Source organism: Fusibacillus kribbianus (assembly GCF_030053595.1).
GTDB lineage: Bacteria > Bacillota > Clostridia > Lachnospirales > Lachnospiraceae > Lientehia > Lientehia kribbiana.
This window is the reverse complement of the sequence record NZ_JASGBQ010000030.1, coordinates 1-21585: the sequence shown is the minus strand read 5'-3', so window position 1 is coordinate 21585 and position 21585 is coordinate 1. Positions and strand designations below refer to the sequence as shown.

The following is a 21585-nucleotide window of genomic DNA, read 5'->3' as shown; positions in this document are numbered from 1 at the left end:
ATGCTGGAGAAAATGAAGGAACTTATTGCAAATCAGTTAAATGCGGAGGCAGAGGATATCACAGAGGCAACCTCCTTTAAGGACGATCTGGGAGCAGATTCCCTGGATCTGTTTGAGCTGGTTATGGCCCTTGAGGAGGAGTACGGTGTGGAGATCCCCTCGGAGGATCTGGAAAAACTGAAAACGGTAGGCGCTGTTATGGAGTATCTGAAGGATAAGGGTGTGGAGGCATAAATAGAACCGGAAAGGAAACCGATATGAAAACGAGGATTACAGAATGTCTCGGTATTGAATATCCCATTATCCAGGGCGGTATGGCCTGGGTGGCGGAGCACCATCTGGCGGCGGCCGTTTCAGAGGCCGGTGGTCTCGGCCTCATCGGTGCGGCCAACGCTCCGGCAGAATGGGTGAGAAATGAGATCCGGAAGGCAAAGGAAATGACCGACAGGCCCTTTGGCGTGAATGTCATGCTGTTAAGTCCCTATGCCGAGGAGGTGGCTAGAGTCATTGCCGAGGAAAAGGTGGCGGTGGTCACCACCGGTGCGGGAAATCCGGAAAAATATCTGGAGCTGTGGCAGGCTTCCGGCGCGAAGGTGATTCCGGTGGTGGCTTCTGTAGCCCTTGCAAAACGCATGGAACGGTGTGGAGTCGATGCCGTAGTGGCCGAGGGCTGCGAGTCCGGCGGCCATATCGGTGAGCTGACCACCATGGCACTGGTGCCGCAGATCGCAGACGCGGCAACCATTCCGGTCATCGGTGCAGGCGGCGTGGGCGACGGCCGGGGCATGGCGGCCATGTTTATGCTGGGAGCCGAGGCCGTGCAGATCGGAACCAGGTTTGTGGTTTCCGATGAGGCTGTGGTCCATGAAAATTATAAGGATAAAATCATTGCCGCAAAGGACATTGACAGTGTGGTGACCGGAAGAAGCACAGGACATCCGGTACGGACCATCCGGAATAAGACCACCAGAGAATATCTGAGGCTTGAGAAGGAAGGCGCTTCCTTCGAGGAACTGGAGAACCTGACCATCGGCGGTCTCCGCAGAGCGGTGGTCGAGGGCGATGTCTCGGAGGGCAGTGTGATGGCAGGGCAGATCGCAGGTCTGATCAAAAAGAAACAGTCCTGCAGAGAGATTATAGAGGAGCTGATGGCCCAGACCGAGGCTCTTTTCGGAGAATGCAGCTCATGGGTAAAATAGCGTATCTGTTTCCCGGTCAGGGCGCCCAGAAGCCCGGCATGGGAAAGGATTTTTATGAAAACAGCCCGGCGGCCAGAGCGGTTTTTGACCGGGCATCGGAGCTTCTTCAGCTGGACATGAAGAGCCTCTGCTTTGAGGAAAATGACAGGCTCCATGTGACGGAGTACACCCAGGCGGCCATGGTGACGACAAGTCTTGCCATGACGGCGGAGCTTGAAGAACGCGGGCTTGGAAAGCCGGACGTGACGGCGGGCCTGAGTCTGGGAGAATACTGTGCACTGGCACAGGCGGGGGTCCTGGCGGTCCGGGATGCCATTTCGCTGGTGCGGAAACGGGGAATCTACATGCAGGAGGCAGTTCCCGCAGGGGCGGGGGCCATGGCGGCGATCCTTGCTCTGGAGACAGAAAAGGTCCGTGAGGTTATGGATTCCATGGAGGATGTCTGGATCGCCAATGACAACTGTCCGGGTCAGCTTGTGATCTCCGGAAGGACAGAGGCTGTGGCAGAGGCCTGCGCGGCACTGAAGGAGGCAGGAGCCAGAAGGGCAATGCCTCTCAGGGTAAGCGGCCCGTTTCATTCCCCGCTTCTTCTGGAGGCAGGAGAAAAGCTGGCACAGGCGCTGGCTCCGGTGGAGGTCCGGGACCCGGTCATTCCCTATGTGACGAATGTGACGGCCTCCTATGTATACCGGGCGGATGAGGTGAAGGAGCTTCTGCGAAGACAGGTCTCCTCCCCGGTGTATTGGCGGCAGAGCGTGGAAGTCATGGCGTCGGACGGAGTAGATACCTTTGTGGAGATCGGACCGGGAAGGAGCCTTACTTCCTTTGTAAAGAAGATCGTGAAGGGAGCGCAGACTGTTAACGTGGAGACCTGGGAGGACCTGGAAAACCTGAAAGGAGTGCTTTCATGAGGGAAAAGATCGCGGTGGTCACAGGAGCGTCCAGAGGCATCGGAAGAGCCATTGCCCTTCGGCTGGCAAAAGAGGGAGCCTTTGTGATCCTGAATTTCAACGGCTCGGAGGAACGGGCCCGGGAGGCGGTGGCCGAAATCGAGGCGGCAGGCGGAAAAGCGGAAGCGATCCGCTGCGACGTGTCAGATTTTCATGGCGCGGAAGCCTTTTTTGCAGAAATTATAAAGAAATACGGAAGGGTGGACATTCTCGTCAATAATGCGGGAATCACCAGAGACGGCCTGCTCATGAGAATGAGCGAGGAGGATTTCGACAGGGTGATAGCTATTAACCTGAAGGGCGCCTTCAACTGCATCCGCCATGTGTCCCGGCAGATGATAAAGCAGAGGAGCGGCCGGATCGTAAATATTTCTTCCGTATCGGGAGTCATGGGAAACGCGGGGCAGGTCAATTACTGTGCGTCCAAGGCGGGGATCATCGGGCTTACCAAGTCGGCGGCCAGGGAGCTTTCCGCCAGAGGAATCACCGTCAATGCCGTTGCCCCCGGCTTCATCGATACGGAAATGACCCGGGTGCTCTCCGATCAGGTGAAGGAGCATGCGGTGGGCCAGATCCCGCTGGGACATTTCGGACGGCCGGAGGATATTGCGGAGGCGGTAGCCTTCCTTGTGTCAGACCGGGCAGGCTATATTACCGGTCAGGTACTCAGTGTGGACGGCGGCATGGCCATGTAAAATAAGAATTGGAGTTTGAGAAGCGATGAGCAGAAGAGTTGTTGTGACCGGAATGGGGGCCATTACCCCCATCGGAAATACCGTAGAGGAATTCTGGAACAGTATTAAGGAAAACCGGGTCGGGATCGGTGCGATCACCCGGTTTGATACGACAGATTATAAGGCAAAGCTGGCAGCAGAGGTAAAGGGCTTTTCAGCAAAGGAGCATATGGATTTCAAAGCGGCAAAGCGGATGGAGCTTTTCTGCCAGTATGCGGTTGCGGCGGCGAAGGAGGCCCTTTCTGATTCGGGGATCCGGATGGAGGAGGAAAATCCGTACCGGGTCGGCGTCAGCATCGGCTCCGGGATCGGAAGTCTGCAGGCCATGGAGCGGGAGCATGCAAAGCTTCTGGAAAAGGGGCCGGGAAGGGTGAATCCGCTTCTGGTACCGTTAATGATCAGCAATATGGCTGCGGGAAATGTGGCCATCCAGCTGGGCATGAAGGGAAAAAATATGAGTGTGGTGACGGCGTGTGCAACAGGGACCCATTCCATCGGGGAGGCGTACCGTTCCATTCAGTACGGTGAGGCCGATGTGATGGCTGCCGGAGGTACGGAGAGCTCCATCTGCCCCGTAGGCGTGGCCGGTTTTACGGCGCTGACCGCTCTGAGCACTTCCGAGGATCCGGCCAGGGCATCCATTCCCTTCGATAAGGAACGAAGCGGCTTTGTCATGGGCGAGGGAGCCGGGGTCGTGATCCTGGAGGAATTAAACCATGCTCTGGCGCGAAATGCGCATATTTACGCGGAGGTAGCCGGATACGGGGCAACCTGCGACGCATATCACATTACGTCTCCGGCGGAGGACGGAAGCGGCGCGGCTATGGCCATGACGGCGGCCATGAGGGACGGAGGGATCACGCCGGATCAGGTGGATTACATCAATGCCCACGGAACCGGGACCCATCACAATGATCTTTTTGAGACGAGGGCCATCCGGCTGGCGTTTGGAGACGCGGCAGAAAAGGTAAAGATCAATTCCACCAAGTCCATGATCGGCCATCTTCTCGGCGCGGCCGGCGGTGTGGAATTCATCACCTGCGTCAAATCCATTGAGGAGGGCTATATCCATCCCACAGTGGGGCTTCAGGTGCCTGACGAGGAATGTGATCTGGATTATACAGCCGGAGAGGGCGTTTTCATGGATGTGGAATACGCCATGAGCAATTCTCTGGGCTTCGGCGGCCACAATGCCACCATTCTTGTGAAGAAATACAGACCATGACGGGATGGGGCAAGGAGGAACTTCTATGGAATTTGAACAGATATTAAAGCTCATAGAGGCGGTGTCTGAATCGGAGCTTGCCAGCTTTCAGATGGAGAAGGACGGACTTCGTCTTTCCATGACCACAGATAAGATGCCCGCAGGAGCTGCTGTGGAGCCTGTGCCTGAAACAGGGAAGGAAGAGCGGGGAGCGTCGGAAAGCAGGGTGACTGCTGAGCCGGCGAAAGACTCTGCGGAACCGGAAGCGTTTTTGTCTGACCGGGTCGTGAAGGCTCCCCTGGTGGGCACCTTCTATGCGGCGCCCTCGGAGGAAGCAGAGCCCTTTGTGAAGGTGGGAGATACAGTGAAAAAGGGGCAGATCCTGGGAATCATTGAGGCCATGAAGCTGATGAATGAAATTGAAAGCGAATATGACGGTGTCATAGAAGCTGTGATGATAGAAAACGAACAGGTGGTGGAGTACGGACAGCCGCTGTTCCGGATCCGTTGAGGAGGTGCAGCATGTTAGGTGTAAAAGAAATCGAGGCAATCATTCCCCACAGACATCCGTTCCTTTTGCTGGACTGCATTGAGGAGCTTACGCCGGGAGTGAGGGCGGTGGGATATAAGTGCGTGACCTTTCATGAGGATGTTTTCAGGGGGCATTTTCCTCAGGAGCCGGTGATGCCCGGCGTACTGATCGTGGAAGCGCTGGCCCAGGTGGGAGCCGTGGCAATTTTAAGCCTGGAGGAAAATAAAGGAAAGGTTGCATATTTTGGCGCCATCAATAACGCCCGGTTCAAAAAAAAGGTGGTACCGGGTGATAAGCTTAAGCTGGAATGTGAGCTGATCCGGAAGAAGGGGCCGGTGGGCGTCGGAAAGGCGACGGCCACTGTGGACGGAAAAACGGCAGTGACGGCAGAGCTTACCTTTATGATCGGGTAAAGGACTGCAGGCGGAGGGAGCGCAATGTTCAATAAGATTTTGATCGCAAACAGAGGAGAGATCGCCGTGCGGGTCATCCGTGCCTGCCGGGAAATGGGGATCCGTACGGTGGCCGTTTATTCGGAGGCCGACAGCGAGGCGCTTCACACGCTTCTGGCCGATGAGGCCATCTGCATCGGGCCGGCCAAATCCTCCGAAAGCTATCTGAATATGGAACGGATCCTTTCGGCGGCTGTTGCCATGGGCGCTGATGCCATTCATCCCGGCTTTGGATTTCTCTCGGAAAATGCCAGATTTGCAGAGCTTTGCACTCTCTGCAATATTAAATTTATCGGTCCGGGAAGTGACGTGATCGCCCGGATGGGAAACAAATCGGAGGCGCGAAACACCATGACCGCGGCCGGGATCCCGGTGGTTCCCGGGGGAAAAGAGCCGGTGAGGGATGCAGCGGCAGGAAAAGCCGTGGCCGCAGGGATCGGTTATCCGGTCATGATCAAAGCAGCCCTCGGTGGCGGCGGAAAAGGAATGCGGGTGGTGAGAAGTGAGGAGGAGTTTGAGACCAGCTTTCTCAACGCCCAGCGGGAGGCCATGAAGGGCTTTTCCGACGACACCATGTATATCGAGCGGTATGTGGAAAATCCCAGACATATTGAATTTCAGATACTGGCGGACGAGCACGGCCATGTGATCCATCTGGGAGAGCGGGACTGCTCCGTCCAGAGAAATCATCAGAAGCTCATCGAGGAATCGCCGTCGGCGGCGCTCTCTCCGGAGCTCAGAAGAGAAATGGGGGAGACTGCTGTGCGGGCGGCCAGGGCGGCCGGCTATGTCAATGCCGGGACTGTGGAATTTCTCCTGGATCAGGACAACCGCTATTATTTTATCGAAATGAATACCAGGATCCAGGTGGAGCATCCGGTGACGGAAATGGTCACGGGACAGGATCTGATCAAAGAGCAGATCCGCATTGCCGACGGGGAACCGTTAAGCTTTACCCAGGAGGAGATTTCGCTGTCCGGCTGTGCCATCGAATGCAGGATCAATGCAAAGCTGGCCGGGAAGATCACAGGGATTCTTCTGCCCGGCGGCAACGGAGTGCGGGTGGACACGGCGGTCTACACCGGTTACGAGGTATCGCCCAATTATGACGCCATGCTGATCAAACTGATCGTCCATGACCGGGACAGAAAAAGCGCGGTGCGCAAAATGCAGTGTGCCCTGGGGGAACTGATGGTGGAAGGGATTGAGACAAATCTGGAGGACCAGTATGAGATCTTTACCCATCCTGTGTATGAGAAAGGCCCGGTGGATACCGGGTTCATGGAGAAATATTTTTAACAGTGTCTTTTCAGGCAGGAGGTGGAATGTATGCTGAACCGGTTATTTAAAAAGACTCCTTCCAATTCCTATATTACGATCGATATACCGAAAAAACAGGAAAAGGCTCAGCCGGAGGTCCCGAAGGGCCTGTGGCGGAAATGCAACAAATGCGGAGCTCCCATCTATGCGGCGGATGTGATCTCCAATCATTATATCTGTCCCAAATGCAGCGGCTATTTTCGTATTCACGCCAGTCGACGGATCGAAATGCTGGCCGATGAGGGCAGCTTCGAGGAATGGGACAGAGGGCTTTCCGTGTACAATCCGCTTTCTCTTTCCGGGTATCCCAAAAAGCTGGCGGAGCTCCAGGAGAAAACGGGCCTTGACGAGGCGGTAATCACCGGAAAAATTTCCATGGGCGGCCAGGAAACGGTGATCGGCGTCATGGACGGCCGTTTTATCATGGGAAGCATGGGACACAATGTGGGAGAAAAGATCACAAGGGCAGTGGAACGGGCAACGGAGGAACGGCTCCCGGTGATCCTCTTTTGCTGTTCCGGAGGGGCCAGAATGCAGGAGGGGATCGTTTCCCTGATGCAGATGGAAAAAACCTCCGCAGCCCTGAAGCGCCACAGCGATGCGGGACTTCTGTATATTTCGGTGCTGACGGAGCCCACCACCGGCGGAGTGACAGCCAGCTTTGCCATGCTGGGCGATATCATCCTGGCGGAGCCGGGAGCGCTGGTGGCCTTTGCAGGCCCCCGGGTCATTGAGCAGACCATCGGGCAGAAGCTTCCGGAGGGCTTTCAGCGAGCGGAATTTCTACTGGACCATGGGTTCGTGGATGCCATTCTCAAGCGGGAGGAATCAAGGGAAGTGCTGATCCGGCTCCTGATTCTCCATAAAAAGAAGGAGAAGGGTTTTCGCCGGAGCCTTCCCAAAGAAAACGGCGGCATGGAGATCCCGAAGACCCCGAAGAGCCAGGGAGACGGAAAGTCGTTTACGGCATGGGAGCGGGTGAAGTTATCCAGAAAACAGGGCAGGCTCACCGGTCTTGATTATATAGAAGGCATTTTTGATAATTTTACCGAGCTTCACGGCGACCGGTATTTTAAGGACGACAAAGCGATCGTGGGTGGAATTGCATCCTTCCACGGCTGTCCCGTTACCGTCATTGCCCAGCAGAAGGGCCGGAACACAAAGGAAAATATCGAACGGAATTTTTCCATGCCGTCACCCGACGGCTATCGGAAGGCGCTCCGCCTGATGAAGCAGGCGGAAAAATTCGGAAGACCGGTATTCTGCTTTGTGGATACACCGGGAGCCTTCTGCGGCATGGAGGCGGAGGAGCGGGGGCAGGGAGAAGCCATCGCCAGAAATCTTTTTGAACTATCAAGTCTTTCGGTGCCCATTCTTTCGGTGGTCATCGGAGAAGGCGGAAGCGGCGGCGCCCTTGCCCTCGCTGTGGCCGACGAGGTCTGGATGCTGGAAAACGCAGTTTATTCTGTTCTCTCACCGGAAGGCTTTGCCTCGATCCTGTGGAAGGACAGCAAACGGGCTGACGAGGCGGCGGCTGTCATGAAAATGACGGCGGAGGACCTTAAGCGGCTGGGAATCATCGAACGGATCATCGGAGAGCCGGAGCCTGCCTCCGGACAGAACCGGGAGGAGCTTTGCAGAACACTGGAACAGGGCTTTGAAGAATTTCTGGACCGTTACGGCGCAATGGACAGGGACGCGCTGGCGGAGCATCGATATGCACGATTCCGGAAAATGTAAGGAGGAGCCAAATGAAAAGAAAACCGTTGGTGATCGGCGATCTTAAGGCAGAGCTTCCGCTCATCCAGGGCGGGATGGGAGTGGGGATCAGCCTGTCCGGCCTTGCCGGGGCAGTGGCCGCCGAGGGCGGTATCGGAATGATCTCCACGGCGCAGATCGGATTTCGGGAGCCGGAATTTGATGCAGCGCCCATCGAGACAAACCTGAAGTGCATTGGAAAGGAACTGGCGCGGGCGCGGGAGATCGCACCGGGCGGAGTCATCGGCTGCAATATCATGGTCGCCACAAGGCGATATGAGGATTATGTACGGGCGGCTGCGAAGGCCGGTGCCGACCTGATCGTTTCTGGCGCCGGGCTCCCGGCAAAGCTTCCGGAGCTGGTCCGGGGCTTCAAAACAAAGATCGGGCCCATCGTCTCTTCTTTGAAATCGGCAGCAGTCATCTGCAAGCTGTGGGACCGGCATTATCAGACGGCGCCGGATCTGGTGATCATTGAGGGCCCGAAGGCCGGCGGCCATCTTGGCTTTAAGGAAGAGGAGCTGGCAGATATGGAGGCTCTTGATTATGACAGTGAGGTCCGTCGGATCGCTGATCATGTGAGACAGTACGGAGAAAAATACGGAAAGAAAATTCCCGTTATCATGGCGGGCGGGATCTATGACCGCAGGGATGTGGCACATTATCTGGATGAGCTGGGACTGGACGGTGTCCAGGCAGCCACCCGGTTTGTGACCACAGAGGAATGCGACGCGCCGGATGCCTTTAAGCAGGCCTATCTGGATGTGAAAAAAGAGGATATCGTGATCACAAAAAGTCCGGTGGGAATGCCGGGACGGGCCATTTTAAACAAATTTCTGCGGGAGGTTAGGAAGCGGCCAAGACCGGTTCGCCGGTGCCACCAGTGTCTGGAAAAGTGCAGCCCCCGGGAACTTCCCTACTGCATCACGGACGCCCTTCTGGCGGCGGCCAGGGGCGATGTCCGGGAGGCGCTCCTGTTCTGCGGGACAAATGCTTATCGGGCAGAGCGGATCGAGACGGTCCATGAGGTGGTGGCCGATCTGATGGGATAGCGATGTCTGGTGCAATCGGGCGGAATGATTTCCGCCCTTTTTTCATAAGGTGGAGCAAGAGATCGGGAAAGTAAGGGACAGAATATGCTGAATTATCTTTGGGGTGCAATGATCATTGCCGGTGTTCTGTGGGGAATTATTCAGGGAAAGCCGGCGCAGGTGACGGACGGGATTCTGACAGGCGCGAAGGACGCCGTATCCCTCTGCATTACCATGACCGGTGTCATGGCTTTCTGGTGCGGGATCATGGAGGTGGCAAAGGAGGCGGGCATCCTTGAGGGATTGACCCGTCTTCTGCGGCCCTTCATTGGCTTTCTCTTTCCGCGGATACCGGAAGGGCATAAGGCCAGGGATGAGATTTCCACCAATATTGCGGCCAATGTGCTGGGACTCGGCTGGGCGGCTACCCCGGCGGGGCTGAAGGCCATGAAGAGCCTGGAGGAGTTTGAGGAAGACCGAAGGAAGGCTGCGGCAGACGGCGGAGGGGGCAAAAACAGGCGAAGGGGTTTCATGAGGCCGGTACCCCGGGGCACGGCAAGCAATGAGATGTGTACCTTTCTCATACTGAATATTTCTTCCCTGCAGTTGATTCCGGTCAATATGATCGCCTACAGGAGCCAGTACGGTTCGGTAAATCCCACGGAGATCGTTGCGCCGGCGCTGGCGGCAACGGCAGTGAGCACCGTGGCGGCTGTGGTATTCTGCAGGGTAATGGACAGAAAACAGGGAGCCTGAGGCTCCCCATTTTTATGAAATAAATTTATCCAGTTCCTGCTCGATCTTTTTCATCTTTTTTACTTTGGGTGAACTCCGACCCATTTATTCCGACAGTAAACTTACGCAACCACATCTGCGGGGTATATTGATTTTTATTTCATCTTGAGCTATAATACTGAATACATCAGGAATATCAGAGCAGCTTACGAACTGAAAAGCAGAGAGCGACCGGAGATTACGTTTTTTGCTGTGTTCCAAACTGAGACTCATCTTATATTCTGAAACATTCTTTTTTTCTATGAAGTGGAGCGGTTTCCGCTCTGATCAAACTTCATCCATACAAGCATTTCATTTATAAAATCACCGAACAAACACGAACTGAATACAGGAAGTATTTGTGCTTAGAATTATTGAATTGGAGTCGATGCGGATGAATTATATCTTTGCTGCCCACACAGATGTGGGCATCCGAAAGAGTACAAATCAGGATTCTGTTCTGATCATGACTGCGGAATCTGATTTTGGGCCGATCTGTATGGGCGTCATATGTGATGGAATGGGCGGCCTTGCCAACGGAGAGCTCGCCAGTGCCACGCTTATAAGAGCCTTTCAGGTCTGGTTCAGAACGGAGCTTCCAAAGCTTCTGGTGCAGGGCTTTTCGCAGGATGAGCTCCGGATCCAGTGGAACGATTTGATCCACAGGGAAAGCAGAAGAATTGCAGACCATGGGGGCCGTCATCATATGAGAATGGGGACGACCGTGGCGGCGCTTCTTTTGATGCCGGGGCAGTATCATATTGTAAATGTGGGAGATTCCAGAGTTTACCTGCTGGATCAGGCACTTCACCAGCTGACGAAGGATCAGACCTTTGTTCAGCGGGAAATGGAACTTGGCCGCATGACAGGGGAAGAGGCGGCAAGGCATCCCCAGAGAAATGTTCTTTTACAGTGTGTGGGGGCATCCGATACCATTGAACCGGATTTCTTCTCGGGGCCAATCGGGCAGGAGGTCTCTTTCCTGCTCTGTACGGACGGGTTCCGTCATGCACTGTCGCCGGAAGAGATCTATCAGAGATTTGCTCCCGGACTGCTTTGCAGTGAGCAGATGATCCGGGAAAATGAGATTTACCTGACGGAGCTCAATAAAAGCCGGATGGAAAATGATAATATTTCCGTCGCGGTCATTAAGATCTGCGGGGAGGGTCCGATATGCTCCAGATAGGTTCTGTTGTAGATGGAAAATACAAAATATTAAATATGATCGGCCAGGGCGGCATGAGTACCGTTTACCTGGCTATGAATGAACGGGCCAACAAGCAGTGGGCGATCAAGGAGGTCCGGAAAGACGGTGTTCAGAATTTTGATGTGGTCCGGCAGGGGCTCATTGTGGAAACGGATATGCTGAAAAAACTCCATCATCCCAATCTTCCCAGCATCATCGATGTGATCGATGCGGACGATACTTTTCTGATCGTGATGGATTATATTGAGGGGATCTCCTTAAAGCAGGCGCTGCGGGAAACAGGCGCCCAGCCGCAGGAGCTGGTCATTGAGTGGGCGAAGGAGCTCTGCGATGTGCTGGGATATCTCCATTCCAGAATACCGGCCATCATCTATCGGGACATGAAACCGGCCAATGTGATACTGAAGCCGGACGGACATGTGACACTGATCGATTTCGGAACGGCCAGAGAGTACAAGAATGCACAGGTGGAGGATACCCAGTGCCTCGGTACGAGGGGCTATGCGGCTCCGGAACAGTATGGGGGACGCGGACAGACAGACGCGAGGACAGATATTTATTGTCTGGGAGCTACCATATATCATCTGGTCACAGGACAGAATCCCGGTGAATATCCGTACACAATGGTTCCCATCCGGCAGATTGATCCGGGGCTTTCCACCGGCCTGGAACAGATCATTCTGAAATGTACGCAGCCGGATCCCTCCAGGCGCTATCAGTCCTGCGCGGAGCTTTTGTATGATCTGGAGCATTATGACGAGCTGGATATCAGTCATCGAAGGGGCCAGAAACGGAAGCTTGGATTATTTGCGGCCTCGGCGCTTCTGACACTGATTCTCACAGGAGCTTCTGTCTTCGGACGCGTGATGGAGAAAAAGACAGAGAATCAGGGCTGTGATGCGTATATTCAGGCGGCGGAGCGGACCTCAGGATCGGAACGGATCGATAATTATAAAAGCGCCATTTCCCTGAATCCCTCCAATGAAGCTGCTTATCTCGGCTATCTGGACACTGTCATGGAGGACGGCAGGCTTGAAGATTCCGAATATCAGATGCTTCTGCAGTGTCTCAATGACAGGGACGGCGGGAGGAGCAACGCCAATGAGGCATATCTGAAAACAAACGAAGCAGGATATGTAAAATTCTGCTATGAGCTGGGCGTGGACTGTTATTATTCCTACGGGGACAACGGCAATAAAGCCTATGCGGCAAAATGGCTGTCAGTGGTTCTGGAAAAGGATGCAGCCGGTCTTCATTACAGCATGCCGGAGGACGAACGGAACAAGGCGGCGTGGGCAGAAAGGGCTGATATTCTCTATCACATTGGAAGCTACTACAATCAGCTGGATCAGGTAGACAAATCAGGGGATTCCACCGCATCCTACGCCACCTACTGGATGGATCTGATGGAGCTTCTTGACAATGACAGAGGAAGGACAGACGGATCGGATTCGGCAACTTTCCTGCGGCTCTGCATTGAAATCACCGGTCAGATCCAGACCAATGCTTCCAAATTTAAAAATGCCGGAATTACGGAGGATGAGATGAGGACGGCCATCGGGACCATCCGGGAAAAATCCGATGGGATCGAAGCAGGCGGAGAACTGCAGAAAGAGCTGAAGGCGCAGCTTGCAGTCAATACAGAGCTTGCGGAGGAAAAGCTTCTGGTGGTATTTTCCGGGACCTCGGAAGGAGGGTCATGACATGTATATGGATGTGACAAAAATAGAAGGACAGGTCAGTCTTTATCATACGTTGTTTCTGGCCTGTGCCATTGCTGCTGCAGCCTGTCTTGTGGTGACGGTGTTTCTTCTTCTGTTTTTCCGGATACCGTCCATCATTGGCGAGCTTACCGGTCGTACTGCCAGAAAGGCGATTTCGGCCATGGAGGAGCACAATGCCAGGACCGGGCTTGGAACGGGAGGAGCAGCCGGAAAGGGCAGGAGGAAGCAGAAACCGAACAAAGGGAAAACGGAACATATGAAGAATTTGCCGCTGCAGGAGATGGCACCATTCATGCAGGAAACAGCGCCTCTGGTACAGGAAACCGCGCCGCTGCAGTATGAGGCTCCTGCCTTTGGCAGCGGAATCGGGGGATTTCGGGTGACCAGAGAACTGATGATGATCCATACGGAGGAAATAATAGAAAGTTAATCGGAAAGGAGCAGAAATAGTATGAAAGGAAAGAGAAAGAATCTGGCTCACTGTATTCTGGCGGCGGTTCTGACAGTCGCTCTGCTGGCAGGATGCGTGATGCACCCGGAACTCACGGCTGTAAAGGCGGCCGGTACAGTGGATTTTACTGTCATCGCGGAAGAGACGGATCTCACACAGCCGCTGGAGGTAACAGTCGGAGACACACTTGAACTTGGTCAGTATTTTACTGTCACACCGGAGGATGCGGACGTTACTTATGGCTTAAACGGAGAGGGAGCTTCCTGTGCGGAGGTTGAGAACAGCACACTGAAGATAGCGGAGGAGCTTGATACAGAAGCAGATTCCCTGGAACTGAAGGTCACTGCCAGTGTCGGGGAAGGAACCGGGGAAAACCAGAGGGCTGAGCTGTCGGTGAAGATCATCAAAGAGGACGCCGTTTCCGATCCCGGAAAAATTACCATGGTTTACGGAGAAACCAAAGCGGCAGCAGATGCAGGCATCACGCTTTCAAAAAAGAACAGCCTGAGCGTTACAAAGGGTGGAGAGATCATCACCATCGATAAGGATAACAATATAACAGCTACAGGAGTCGGGGAAGCGACGATCACCGTAAAAAGCGGGAAGTATTCTGACAAGGATTATGACATTAAGGTTAATCCATATCAGTTGGATCTTTCTGGGAAAACGCTGACCATTCCCTACGGAGATACCTGGCAGTGGGAACTGGACGGCATTTCCGGGGAAATGGTAATTGTGACGGCTAAAGAAAACGGAAGCGGAATTTCCCGGAAGGAAGCGGGAGAATGCACCACGTATGACGGGATCACATTTGCGGTCGTTGATGATAATTATGAAATATCCGGAAAGCCGCAAAAGATCGTAGTGGAACCGAGGCCAATCCAGGTTAAACCGGTTCCGGCTGACGGAAAGAACGTAGCGATTCCGTATTTTTCGGCCGATGTAAAAAGCCTGGTTTCCTGGGAGATTGACGGAACCGATGCGGAAACAGAGAAGCTGGGAGAGCTTCTGGAAAGCGACAAGGTTCAGGTTGATGGGGAAGTCTTTGTCTATTATGCGGAAAACAACGGAAGCGAAGTGGTTCTGAGCGATGAGAAGCCGCTGGTTCTGCCCATCGCAGATTCCTATAAGCTTAAATTAAGGTTCGGAGAAAAGGCTGAGCCGGATGCCGGATTCGGTCTTCTGGATACGGACATTACTGATACAGAGGATAAGTGCGGAAATTACCGGCTTGTATTCAAAGAAGCAGCAGCCTTTGAGTTTTCCGTCACGGAGGCGGCTCTGGAGGAGAGCGAATACGGCTTTGAAAAAGTAAAGAATCAGGAAAACCTTCCGGACGAGGAAACGGAGCTTTATATTGAAATATCCGGAGACGGGGAAACCAGAACAAGAAAGCTCTGGTATGATGGAAGCGGCTTTGCCGTGACCGCAGCACAGCAGGATAAATATACAGAAGTACAGTATGAAGGCACAGACGGCCAGTGGAAGACACTTTCCGGCTATGCACTGGAATCAGACCAGTCGGAAGCAGAGCTTAAGATCCGTCTGGCCAAAGTAGAAGGCGGAAAGACGGTTGCCTGGTCCTCTGTTCATACCTGGATGGTTTATAAGGACGGGGCGGCCCCTATGGTCAGTCTGACAGATGTAAAGAAGGCAGACGGTACCTTTGACAAACTGAATTCGTCTGAATGGCTGAGCACGGCACCCTCCTGGCAGGAGGACATGAAAAAGCTTTATGATGCTTTTGGCGATTCCATTCAAAGTGCAGTGCTGACTGCGCGGGATGGAACGGAGGCTTCTGCTTCCGGCCTGAAAGCAGCAGCCTATGTATGGATCAATGCAGCAGATATCAATGCAGCACCTGGAGAAGAGCCGGATTGGGAAGCATTTCTGACTGCACCGGGCATGGAAAGCTGGACAGAAATTGAATTCGAGGGAAAAACGGCAGAAAAGGTTTTAGAACAGAAGGTCCCCGGCTACTGGGTGCTGGCGGTTCGGGCGGAGGATCAGGTCGGCCATGTGGCTTATTATCTTTCCAACGGAATCGTCATAGACACTGCTTTAAATTCCAGTGTGACGATGTACCTGGTGGAGAATGAACAGACAAGCCTTTATAACAGCGGGGAAAACGGAAATGCCGGCCTTGGCAGAATTTATGGCGAAGATATTGCCCTTCAGTTTGCGGTAGAGCATGAGACGGAAGACGTTCCTGCTTCACCTGTCCGCAGCATTGTTTGTACCGCTTACAATATGGGATTTGCAGATCCTGTTATTGACGGCGCCTACGGTGCCTGGATCGCGGCCAACGGAGAAACAGCGCAAAAGCAGGTGCTTGTGAGCTGGCCGGGAGAGGATGAGAGCCTGACGGAGATCTATTCGGAAGAAGAGCTTTTGAACAGGGTGGAGCTGAATGCTATGATTCCGGCAGAGACCTTTAACAGCAACCATATCCTGGTGGAGGTTAAGGTAACAGACGCAACCGGAAATAAGGACTGCAGCTATTACAAATTTGCCATTGATACGACAGACCCTGTCATCGAGGTGGTCTATGACAATCATTCGGTAAAAAATCAAAGCTATTATGATGCACCCAGAACAGCAGTCGTGACGGTGACCGAGCGGAATTTTGACGAATCGGCAGTGCAGCTTTTGTGGACGAACACAGATAGTGCGGCACCGGCAGTCAGCGGCTGGAGCCACAGCGCCGATGCAGGGGAGTCGGACAGCACGGTCCATACGGCCACGGTGATCTTTCATGCAGACGGTGACTATACACTGCTTGTGAAGGCAGCGGATCTTGCGGGAAATGCAGCGGCCGACGTTCGTGTGGAGGAATTTACCATTGACAAAACTCTGCCGGTGGTCACCGTATCCTACGACAACAATTCTGCATCCAACGGGTATTATTATAATAAAGCCCGCACGGCGACCATCACCATCCGGGAACACAACTTCAATGCTTCCGATGTACAGGTGACTGTAACGGCACACAATCGGGGCAATCCGCAGGCGGCTCCCTCGATCAGCAGCTTTGGCGGCAGCGGGGACAGCCACACGGCTTCTATCGTCTATAATAAGGATATGGATTATACCTTCACCATCTCCTATACGGATCTGGCAGGGAATGTCATGGAGGCTTATCAGACGGATTCCTTTACGGTAGATCTGACGAACCCGGCCATCGCCATTTCCGGAGTTGAGGAGGCGACTGCCTACAAGGGGACCGTGGCGCCCGTGATCACTCTGGAGGATACCAACTTTGAGGCAGACGGTGTAACCGTTTTTCTGAAGGGGGCAAAGAACGGTGTTGCCAAGAGCTTTAAATACAGTGTGGCCGACAACAGCTTTGGACAGACGATCACTTACGCGGATTTCAAACACACGGAACTGGTGGACGATATTTATACACTGACTGTGAAGGCTGTTGACAAGGCAGGAAACGAATACCAGACCGAACGGCATTTCTCCGTGAACCGCCATGGTTCCAATTACACCATGGATCCCGGTGTGATAAAGCTTCTGGAGCAGTATTATGTGAACCAGGCAGGCATGGATTCCATCGGAAACCTGAAGATCACAGAGATCAATGTGGTGGGCCTTAAGCCTGTGCGCATCACCATAAGCCATGACGGAGAGGTACGCGAGCTGGTGAAGGGGACCGATTATACAGAGGACGAGAGTCACGATGAGGCAGGTTGGACAGTTCTGAATTATGAGATCTTCAAGAAGAATTTTGAGGCAGAAGGCAAATATGCCGTTACCATTTATTCGACAGATGTGGCCGGAAACACGACGGACAACGAAGTGAAGAAAAATGCCATTGAATTTGTGGTGGATAAAACAGCTCCTACGGTGATATTCGGTAATCTGACCGACCGGGGAACTTACCGGGAAGAGAACCATACCTATTCCATTGAGGTCATGGACAACATTGGGGTGGCAAGGGTAGAGGCTTTTGTGGACGGAGAGAAGATCGGTGCATTTACCGAAGAGCAGCTGGCAGCCGGAAGGGCAGAGTTTACCCTGGAAAGCTCCAACAACTGGCAGACGATCCAAGCGGCAGCATATGATTATGCCGGTAATGAGATCAATACGGCAGATCAGCAGAACTACCGGGTACTTGTCAGTGCCAGTCTCTGGGTACAGTTCTGCCATAACACACCGCTTGTGATCGGCAGTGTGATCCTGCTTCTTGTATTGATCGGTGCATGTATTCTGTTTGTGGCAAAGCGGAGGAAAACGCGAAGTTAGTATTGATAAAACGATGAAATTGCGTTACTATTATAAAAAAGCATAACATGCAGAATCATACATGGACCAGATCAAGGAGGATAAAAATGAAGGTAGAATTTGATAAGAGCCTGGTAACAGGAAACGCCATGATCGATGAGCAGCACAGGGAGCTCATCGGAAAGATTGATAAGCTGATTGCATGCTGTGAGCAGGGCGGCGGCAAGGTTGAAGCAATCAAGATGCTGGATTATCTGTCCGAGTATACGGATTTCCATTTCGGAGAGGAAGAAAAGCTTCAGGAGCAGGTCGCTTATCCCGGTATGGCAGGCCATAAGGCACAGCATGCCGAATTCAAAAAGGCAGTGGAGGAGCTTCATGAGATGCTGACAGAGGAAGAGGGACCTTCCGATGCTTTTGTGGCAGCTGTAAAGAAAAATGTGGTAGACTGGCTCTTTGATCATATCAAAAATCTTGATCAGGCTTTGGCTGCATACGTTCAGAAATAAAACGGAGAATGGATCTTCGTAAAATGACCATGGAAACTTAAGGCTTGAGTGCTGCAGAAGGCGGCGTAAAAGGCAGAGATGCTTTTTACGCCGTTTTTGCTTGTCCGTCAGACAAAAACTTGCCCGACAGGTACTTCAGGCAAAAAAGGACGGACTTATGACAGGTACACGGAAGGATGGTGTGATCGAGGTACAGTACGGAGATCTTCATATGTTCTTTGTGAAAGAAGGAATGCCGGTACCGGATTATGCGAAGCACGAAGCAAACCAGGAGACGACGGAGGAGACGGAGAGCGAGCCGGAGACGACAGCTGCACCCGTCGAAACGGAGCCTGTTACTTCCGGTGTGGCTGATGGCCCTTACGCCTGGTGGAGCGGAGACTGGTATGGATGGTGGGTCATCCGAAATGGCGGCGGTCAATTTGAAGATTGGGTTGACAGCTGGTGGGATGCATGTGCTACTATAGAGGTATACGATGACAGTACCGGTTTTATTTTCCTCTGGGATGATTCCAATGAGGCCGGAGAGGGCTTCTGCTATGCGGATGTGACCTTCGGTGCCGGTACTACTGAAAATGGCTGTATGATGTCGGAAAGCGGCAATTTCATGGGCTCTGATTTCGGCCATGCCGACTGGATCGTGGATCCGGGTGCCGCCATCGTGTCGCAGTTTGAAAACACGATTTGTATTGACGGAGAATATGTGGATCCGGATAATGCGGATGACTGGTTTGATTATTACATCATTCTGCGGCCCTGGGGAACAGAGTGGGAGGACATCAGAAACGCGGACACCACCAATCTTCCCTACGACGATATGATGCCTTTGAGCTATGACAGCTAGTATCTGCCTTTCATAAGGAGCGGAGTCACGAAAGCACCGGAATCCTTCGGCGAGACGGAATCGGGAGCATCTGTGATGACGTGGAGGATACGATCCGTTCCATCCAGGTCAGATAAGGCAAAGAAGGAAGCAGCATGACGATATGATTGTCAGGCCATAAGGTCTGTATGGAACATAATAAAAATGTTTTCTGAAAGGGGAAAGAATTATGGGACTTATTAAAGCAGCATTTGGATCCGCAGGCGGCGTACTGGCCGATCAGTGGAAGGATTATTTTTACTGTGAAGCGTTGCCGGCTGATGTGCTGGTTACCAAGGGTGAAAAGAGGAAATCAGGACGTTCCTCCAACACCAAGGGATCGGATAATGTCATCACTAATGGTTCCGTGATTGCGGTGGCTGACGGACAGTGTATGATCATTGTGGATCAGGGCAAGGTAGTGGATATCTGTGCCGAGCCCGGCGAATTTACATATGACGCTTCCACAGAGCCTTCCATTTTCAGCGGCGACCTGAGCCAGACAATTCCGGCCGTATTTAAAAACATCGGAAAGAGGTTTACCTTCGGCGGAGAAGCGCCCAAGGATCAGAGGATCTATTATTTCAACACGAAGGAACTGGTGGGCAACAAGTATGGAACTCCCTCCCCGGTGCCTTTCCGTGTAGTGGACAAAAATATAGGACTGGATGTGGACATTTCCATCCGCTGCTTCGGCGAATACAGCTACAGGATCACCAATCCGATTCTGTTTTACACCAATGTCTGCGGAAATGTGGAAGCAGCCTATGACAGGAGCCAGATCGACGGCCAGTTAAAATCGGAGCTTCTGACGGCTTTACAGCCGGCGTTTGCAAAGATCTCCGATATGGGAATCCGTTACAGCGCTCTGCCCGGCCATACTCTGGAACTGGCGGATGCGCTCAATGAGGTCCTCTCCAAAAAGTGGGGAGAGCTGCGGGGCGTGGAGATCGTTTCCTTTGGTGTATCCAGTGTGAAGGCTTCCGAGGAAGACGAGCAGATGATCAAGGAGCTTCAGCGCAATGCAACCTTCCGCAATCCCAATATGGCGGCAGCTCATCTGGTGGGCGCTCAGGCATCGGCAATGCAGAGCGCAGCATCCAATCAGGGTTCCGGTGCTGCGATGGCCTTTATGGGTATGAATATGGCGAGCAATATGGGAGGCATGAATGCCCAGAATCTTTATCAGATGGGACAGCAGCCTCAGTATCAGCAGCCCCAGTATCAACAGCCCCAGCAGGCTCCCGCACAGCCTCAGCAGGCAGCTCCTGCAGAGGACGGCTGGACCTGCAGCTGCGGACAGACCGGAAACAAGGGCAAATTCTGTACCGGCTGCGGTGCAAAGAAGCCTGAGCCCAAGCCAGAACCGGGAAGCTGGAAATGTGCCTGCGGTGCTGTCGTTACCGGAAAGTTCTGTCCGGAATGCGGCGCAAAGAGGCCGGAAGCTCCTGCAGCAGACGGCTGGACCTGCAGCTGCGGTGCGGTGAACAAGGGTAAATTCTGTACAGAGTGCGGCGCAAAGAAGCCTGCCGGTGTACCTCAGTACAAATGTGACAAGTGTGGCTGGGAGCCCGCGGATAAGGCTCATCCGCCCAAGTTCTGTCCCGAGTGCGGAGATCCCTTTGATGATGGAGATATCCTGTAGGGTACAGACCTTCTGTTTCAGTCAGTAAACGATAGTAAAGGCTCTTTTGGAGGAAATAAAATGGGACTTTTTGATAAAAAATACTGCGATATCTGCGGTGAGAAGATCGGCCTTTTGGGAAACCGCAAGCTGGAGGATGGAAATTTGTGTAAAAACTGCGCCAAAAAGCTTTCTCCCTGGTTTGATGAGCGGCGTCATTCTACTGTAGACCAGATCAAGGCTCAGCTTTCTTACCGGGAAGAGAATAAAAAGGCAGTGGAAGCCTTCCACACCACAAGAAGCTTTGGAGACCGGTATCTGATCTGTCTGGATGAGGATCAGCGCAAATTCCTGGTGGCCAGAACCGGAAATATTATTTCGGAAAATCCGGACGTGCTGGATTATTCTCAGGTGACAGGCTGTGAGCTTGATGTGGATGAACACCGTTCGGAGGAGATGACGAAGGATAAGGATGGCAATGAGATCAGCTACAATCCGCCCCGCTACTGCTTCAGCTATGATTTTAATATTGTGATCCGTGTCAATCATCCCTGGTTCGATGATATGTGCTTCCAGTTAAATTCCAGTGACGTGGAGGTATTTCCTCCGGCCGGAACGCTTGCCCTGGCAAATCCCGGGCAGCGCAGCATGGAATACCGGAAATACGAGCAGATGGGAAGCGAGATCAAGAAGGCGCTCATGTCTGCACGGCAGCAGATACGGGATGACATCTCGGCGGCGGCAGCTCCCAAGGCTGTTGTGACCTGCCCCTGGTGCGGTGCAACGACCACTCCGGATGCGTCAGGCAAATGTGAGTACTGCGGAGGTGCAGTAAACGCATAACAGAAAACACAGACCCGGAAAGTGCTCCGGCGATGCAGAATAAGAAAAGACGAAAAACAAGGGGCTGTAAAATAAGTCCCTGATTAAGAAGCGCCAACTCCGGCAAATGTCGGTTTTGGCGTTTCTTTGTATGAATTTTTCTATTTCTGAGCAAGTCTGCATCTTTTGGTATAAAAAATGG

General features: G+C 53.1%; 19 protein-coding genes. All 19 read left to right on the top strand.

The features are described 5' to 3' along the window. Complete coding sequence (gene acpP / locus QJ036_RS12665; RefSeq protein ID WP_283231736.1) at positions 1–234, top strand: acyl carrier protein; 234 nt, start codon at positions 1–3, stop codon at positions 232–234. Continuing rightward, positions 231–1199 carry an enoyl-[acyl-carrier-protein] reductase FabK gene (fabK, locus tag QJ036_RS12660; protein ID WP_283231752.1) on the top strand — a complete coding sequence of 323 codons (969 nt, stop codon included), beginning with the start codon at positions 231–233 and terminating at the stop codon, positions 1197–1199. Before acpP ends, fabK begins: the two co-directional genes overlap by 4 nt. Next, complete coding sequence (gene fabD, locus QJ036_RS12655; protein ID WP_283231735.1) at positions 1187–2110, top strand: ACP S-malonyltransferase; 924 nt, start codon at positions 1187–1189, stop codon at positions 2108–2110. Before fabK ends, fabD begins: the two co-directional genes overlap by 13 nt. Further along, a complete protein-coding gene (fabG, locus tag QJ036_RS12650) occupies positions 2107–2844 on the top strand; it encodes a 3-oxoacyl-[acyl-carrier-protein] reductase (protein WP_283231734.1) in 738 nt (245 codons plus the stop codon). Before fabD ends, fabG begins: the two co-directional genes overlap by 4 nt. Before the next feature lie 25 nt (positions 2845–2869). Next, complete coding sequence (fabF, locus tag QJ036_RS12645; protein WP_283231733.1) at positions 2870–4108, top strand: beta-ketoacyl-ACP synthase II; 1239 nt, start codon at positions 2870–2872, stop codon at positions 4106–4108. Between the two features lie 25 nt (positions 4109–4133). Next, positions 4134–4598 (top strand): acetyl-CoA carboxylase biotin carboxyl carrier protein, encoded by a 465-nt coding sequence (gene accB / locus QJ036_RS12640; protein WP_283231732.1) that lies wholly within the window; start codon positions 4134–4136, stop codon positions 4596–4598. An 11-nt stretch (positions 4599–4609) separates the two neighbouring features. Continuing rightward, positions 4610–5032 (top strand): 3-hydroxyacyl-ACP dehydratase FabZ, encoded by a 423-nt coding sequence (gene fabZ / locus QJ036_RS12635; protein WP_283231731.1) that lies wholly within the window; start codon positions 4610–4612, stop codon positions 5030–5032. Between the two features lie 24 nt (positions 5033–5056). Continuing rightward, on the top strand, positions 5057–6370 hold the full coding sequence (gene accC, locus QJ036_RS12630; protein ID WP_283231730.1) for an acetyl-CoA carboxylase biotin carboxylase subunit: 1314 nt from the start codon (positions 5057–5059) through the stop codon (positions 6368–6370). A 30-nt stretch (positions 6371–6400) separates the two neighbouring features. Further along, the gene (locus QJ036_RS12625) at positions 6401–8131 is read left to right on the top strand and encodes an acetyl-CoA carboxylase carboxyltransferase subunit alpha (protein WP_283231729.1); all 1731 of its coding nucleotides are present in this window, start codon (positions 6401–6403) and stop codon (positions 8129–8131) included. A gap of 11 nt (positions 8132–8142) precedes the next feature. Next, positions 8143–9201 carry an NAD(P)H-dependent flavin oxidoreductase gene (locus tag QJ036_RS12620; protein WP_283231728.1) on the top strand — a complete coding sequence of 353 codons (1059 nt, stop codon included), beginning with the start codon at positions 8143–8145 and terminating at the stop codon, positions 9199–9201. Between the two features lie 84 nt (positions 9202–9285). Then, positions 9286–9936 (top strand): nucleoside recognition protein, encoded by a 651-nt coding sequence (locus QJ036_RS12615; RefSeq protein WP_283231727.1) that lies wholly within the window; start codon positions 9286–9288, stop codon positions 9934–9936. A 412-nt stretch (positions 9937–10348) separates the two neighbouring features. Continuing rightward, on the top strand, positions 10349–11140 hold the full coding sequence (locus tag QJ036_RS12610) for a PP2C family protein-serine/threonine phosphatase (protein ID WP_283231726.1): 792 nt from the start codon (positions 10349–10351) through the stop codon (positions 11138–11140). Beyond that, on the top strand, positions 11128–12864 hold the full coding sequence (locus QJ036_RS12605; protein ID WP_283231725.1) for a serine/threonine protein kinase: 1737 nt from the start codon (positions 11128–11130) through the stop codon (positions 12862–12864). The genes QJ036_RS12610 and QJ036_RS12605 overlap by 13 nt, the downstream gene beginning before the upstream one ends. Position 12865: 1 nt before the next feature. Then, positions 12866–13315 carry a hypothetical protein gene (locus tag QJ036_RS12600; RefSeq protein ID WP_283231724.1) on the top strand — a complete coding sequence of 150 codons (450 nt, stop codon included), beginning with the start codon at positions 12866–12868 and terminating at the stop codon, positions 13313–13315. 21 nt (positions 13316–13336) lie between these two features. Further along, entirely contained in the window at positions 13337–17587 is a 4251-nt protein-coding gene (locus QJ036_RS12595; RefSeq protein WP_283231723.1) for an Ig-like domain-containing protein, read from the top strand. Between the two features lie 86 nt (positions 17588–17673). Next, on the top strand, positions 17674–18075 hold the full coding sequence (locus QJ036_RS12590; protein WP_283231722.1) for a bacteriohemerythrin: 402 nt from the start codon (positions 17674–17676) through the stop codon (positions 18073–18075). Positions 18076–18232: 157 nt separating this feature from the next. Next, positions 18233–18919 carry a hypothetical protein gene (locus tag QJ036_RS12585; protein ID WP_283231721.1) on the top strand — a complete coding sequence of 229 codons (687 nt, stop codon included), beginning with the start codon at positions 18233–18235 and terminating at the stop codon, positions 18917–18919. Between the two features lie 208 nt (positions 18920–19127). Next, positions 19128–20582 carry an SPFH domain-containing protein gene (locus QJ036_RS12580; protein ID WP_283231720.1) on the top strand — a complete coding sequence of 485 codons (1455 nt, stop codon included), beginning with the start codon at positions 19128–19130 and terminating at the stop codon, positions 20580–20582. Positions 20583–20642: 60 nt separating this feature from the next. Further along, positions 20643–21404 carry a DUF4428 domain-containing protein gene (locus QJ036_RS12575; RefSeq protein ID WP_283231719.1) on the top strand — a complete coding sequence of 254 codons (762 nt, stop codon included), beginning with the start codon at positions 20643–20645 and terminating at the stop codon, positions 21402–21404. The last annotated feature ends 181 nt before the right edge of the window (positions 21405–21585 follow it).

Coding starts and splice junctions, on each gene's coding strand:
- acpP (WP_283231736.1), top strand. CDS start 1: ATGCTGGAGAAAATGAAGGAACTTATTGCAAATCAGTTAAATGCGGAG.
- fabD (WP_283231735.1), top strand. CDS start 1,187: ATGGGTAAAATAGCGTATCTGTTTCCCGGTCAGGGCGCCCAGAAGCCC.
- fabG (WP_283231734.1), top strand. CDS start 2,107: ATGAGGGAAAAGATCGCGGTGGTCACAGGAGCGTCCAGAGGCATCGGA.
- fabF (WP_283231733.1), top strand. CDS start 2,870: ATGAGCAGAAGAGTTGTTGTGACCGGAATGGGGGCCATTACCCCCATC.
- accB (WP_283231732.1), top strand. CDS start 4,134: ATGGAATTTGAACAGATATTAAAGCTCATAGAGGCGGTGTCTGAATCG.
- fabZ (WP_283231731.1), top strand. CDS start 4,610: ATGTTAGGTGTAAAAGAAATCGAGGCAATCATTCCCCACAGACATCCG.
- accC (WP_283231730.1), top strand. CDS start 5,057: ATGTTCAATAAGATTTTGATCGCAAACAGAGGAGAGATCGCCGTGCGG.
- QJ036_RS12625 (WP_283231729.1), top strand. CDS start 6,401: ATGCTGAACCGGTTATTTAAAAAGACTCCTTCCAATTCCTATATTACG.
- QJ036_RS12620 (WP_283231728.1), top strand. CDS start 8,143: ATGAAAAGAAAACCGTTGGTGATCGGCGATCTTAAGGCAGAGCTTCCG.
- QJ036_RS12615 (WP_283231727.1), top strand. CDS start 9,286: ATGCTGAATTATCTTTGGGGTGCAATGATCATTGCCGGTGTTCTGTGG.
- QJ036_RS12610 (WP_283231726.1), top strand. CDS start 10,349: ATGAATTATATCTTTGCTGCCCACACAGATGTGGGCATCCGAAAGAGT.
- QJ036_RS12605 (WP_283231725.1), top strand. CDS start 11,128: ATGCTCCAGATAGGTTCTGTTGTAGATGGAAAATACAAAATATTAAAT.
- QJ036_RS12600 (WP_283231724.1), top strand. CDS start 12,866: ATGTATATGGATGTGACAAAAATAGAAGGACAGGTCAGTCTTTATCAT.
- QJ036_RS12595 (WP_283231723.1), top strand. CDS start 13,337: ATGAAAGGAAAGAGAAAGAATCTGGCTCACTGTATTCTGGCGGCGGTT.
- QJ036_RS12590 (WP_283231722.1), top strand. CDS start 17,674: ATGAAGGTAGAATTTGATAAGAGCCTGGTAACAGGAAACGCCATGATC.
- QJ036_RS12585 (WP_283231721.1), top strand. CDS start 18,233: ATGACAGGTACACGGAAGGATGGTGTGATCGAGGTACAGTACGGAGAT.
- QJ036_RS12580 (WP_283231720.1), top strand. CDS start 19,128: ATGGGACTTATTAAAGCAGCATTTGGATCCGCAGGCGGCGTACTGGCC.
- QJ036_RS12575 (WP_283231719.1), top strand. CDS start 20,643: ATGGGACTTTTTGATAAAAAATACTGCGATATCTGCGGTGAGAAGATC.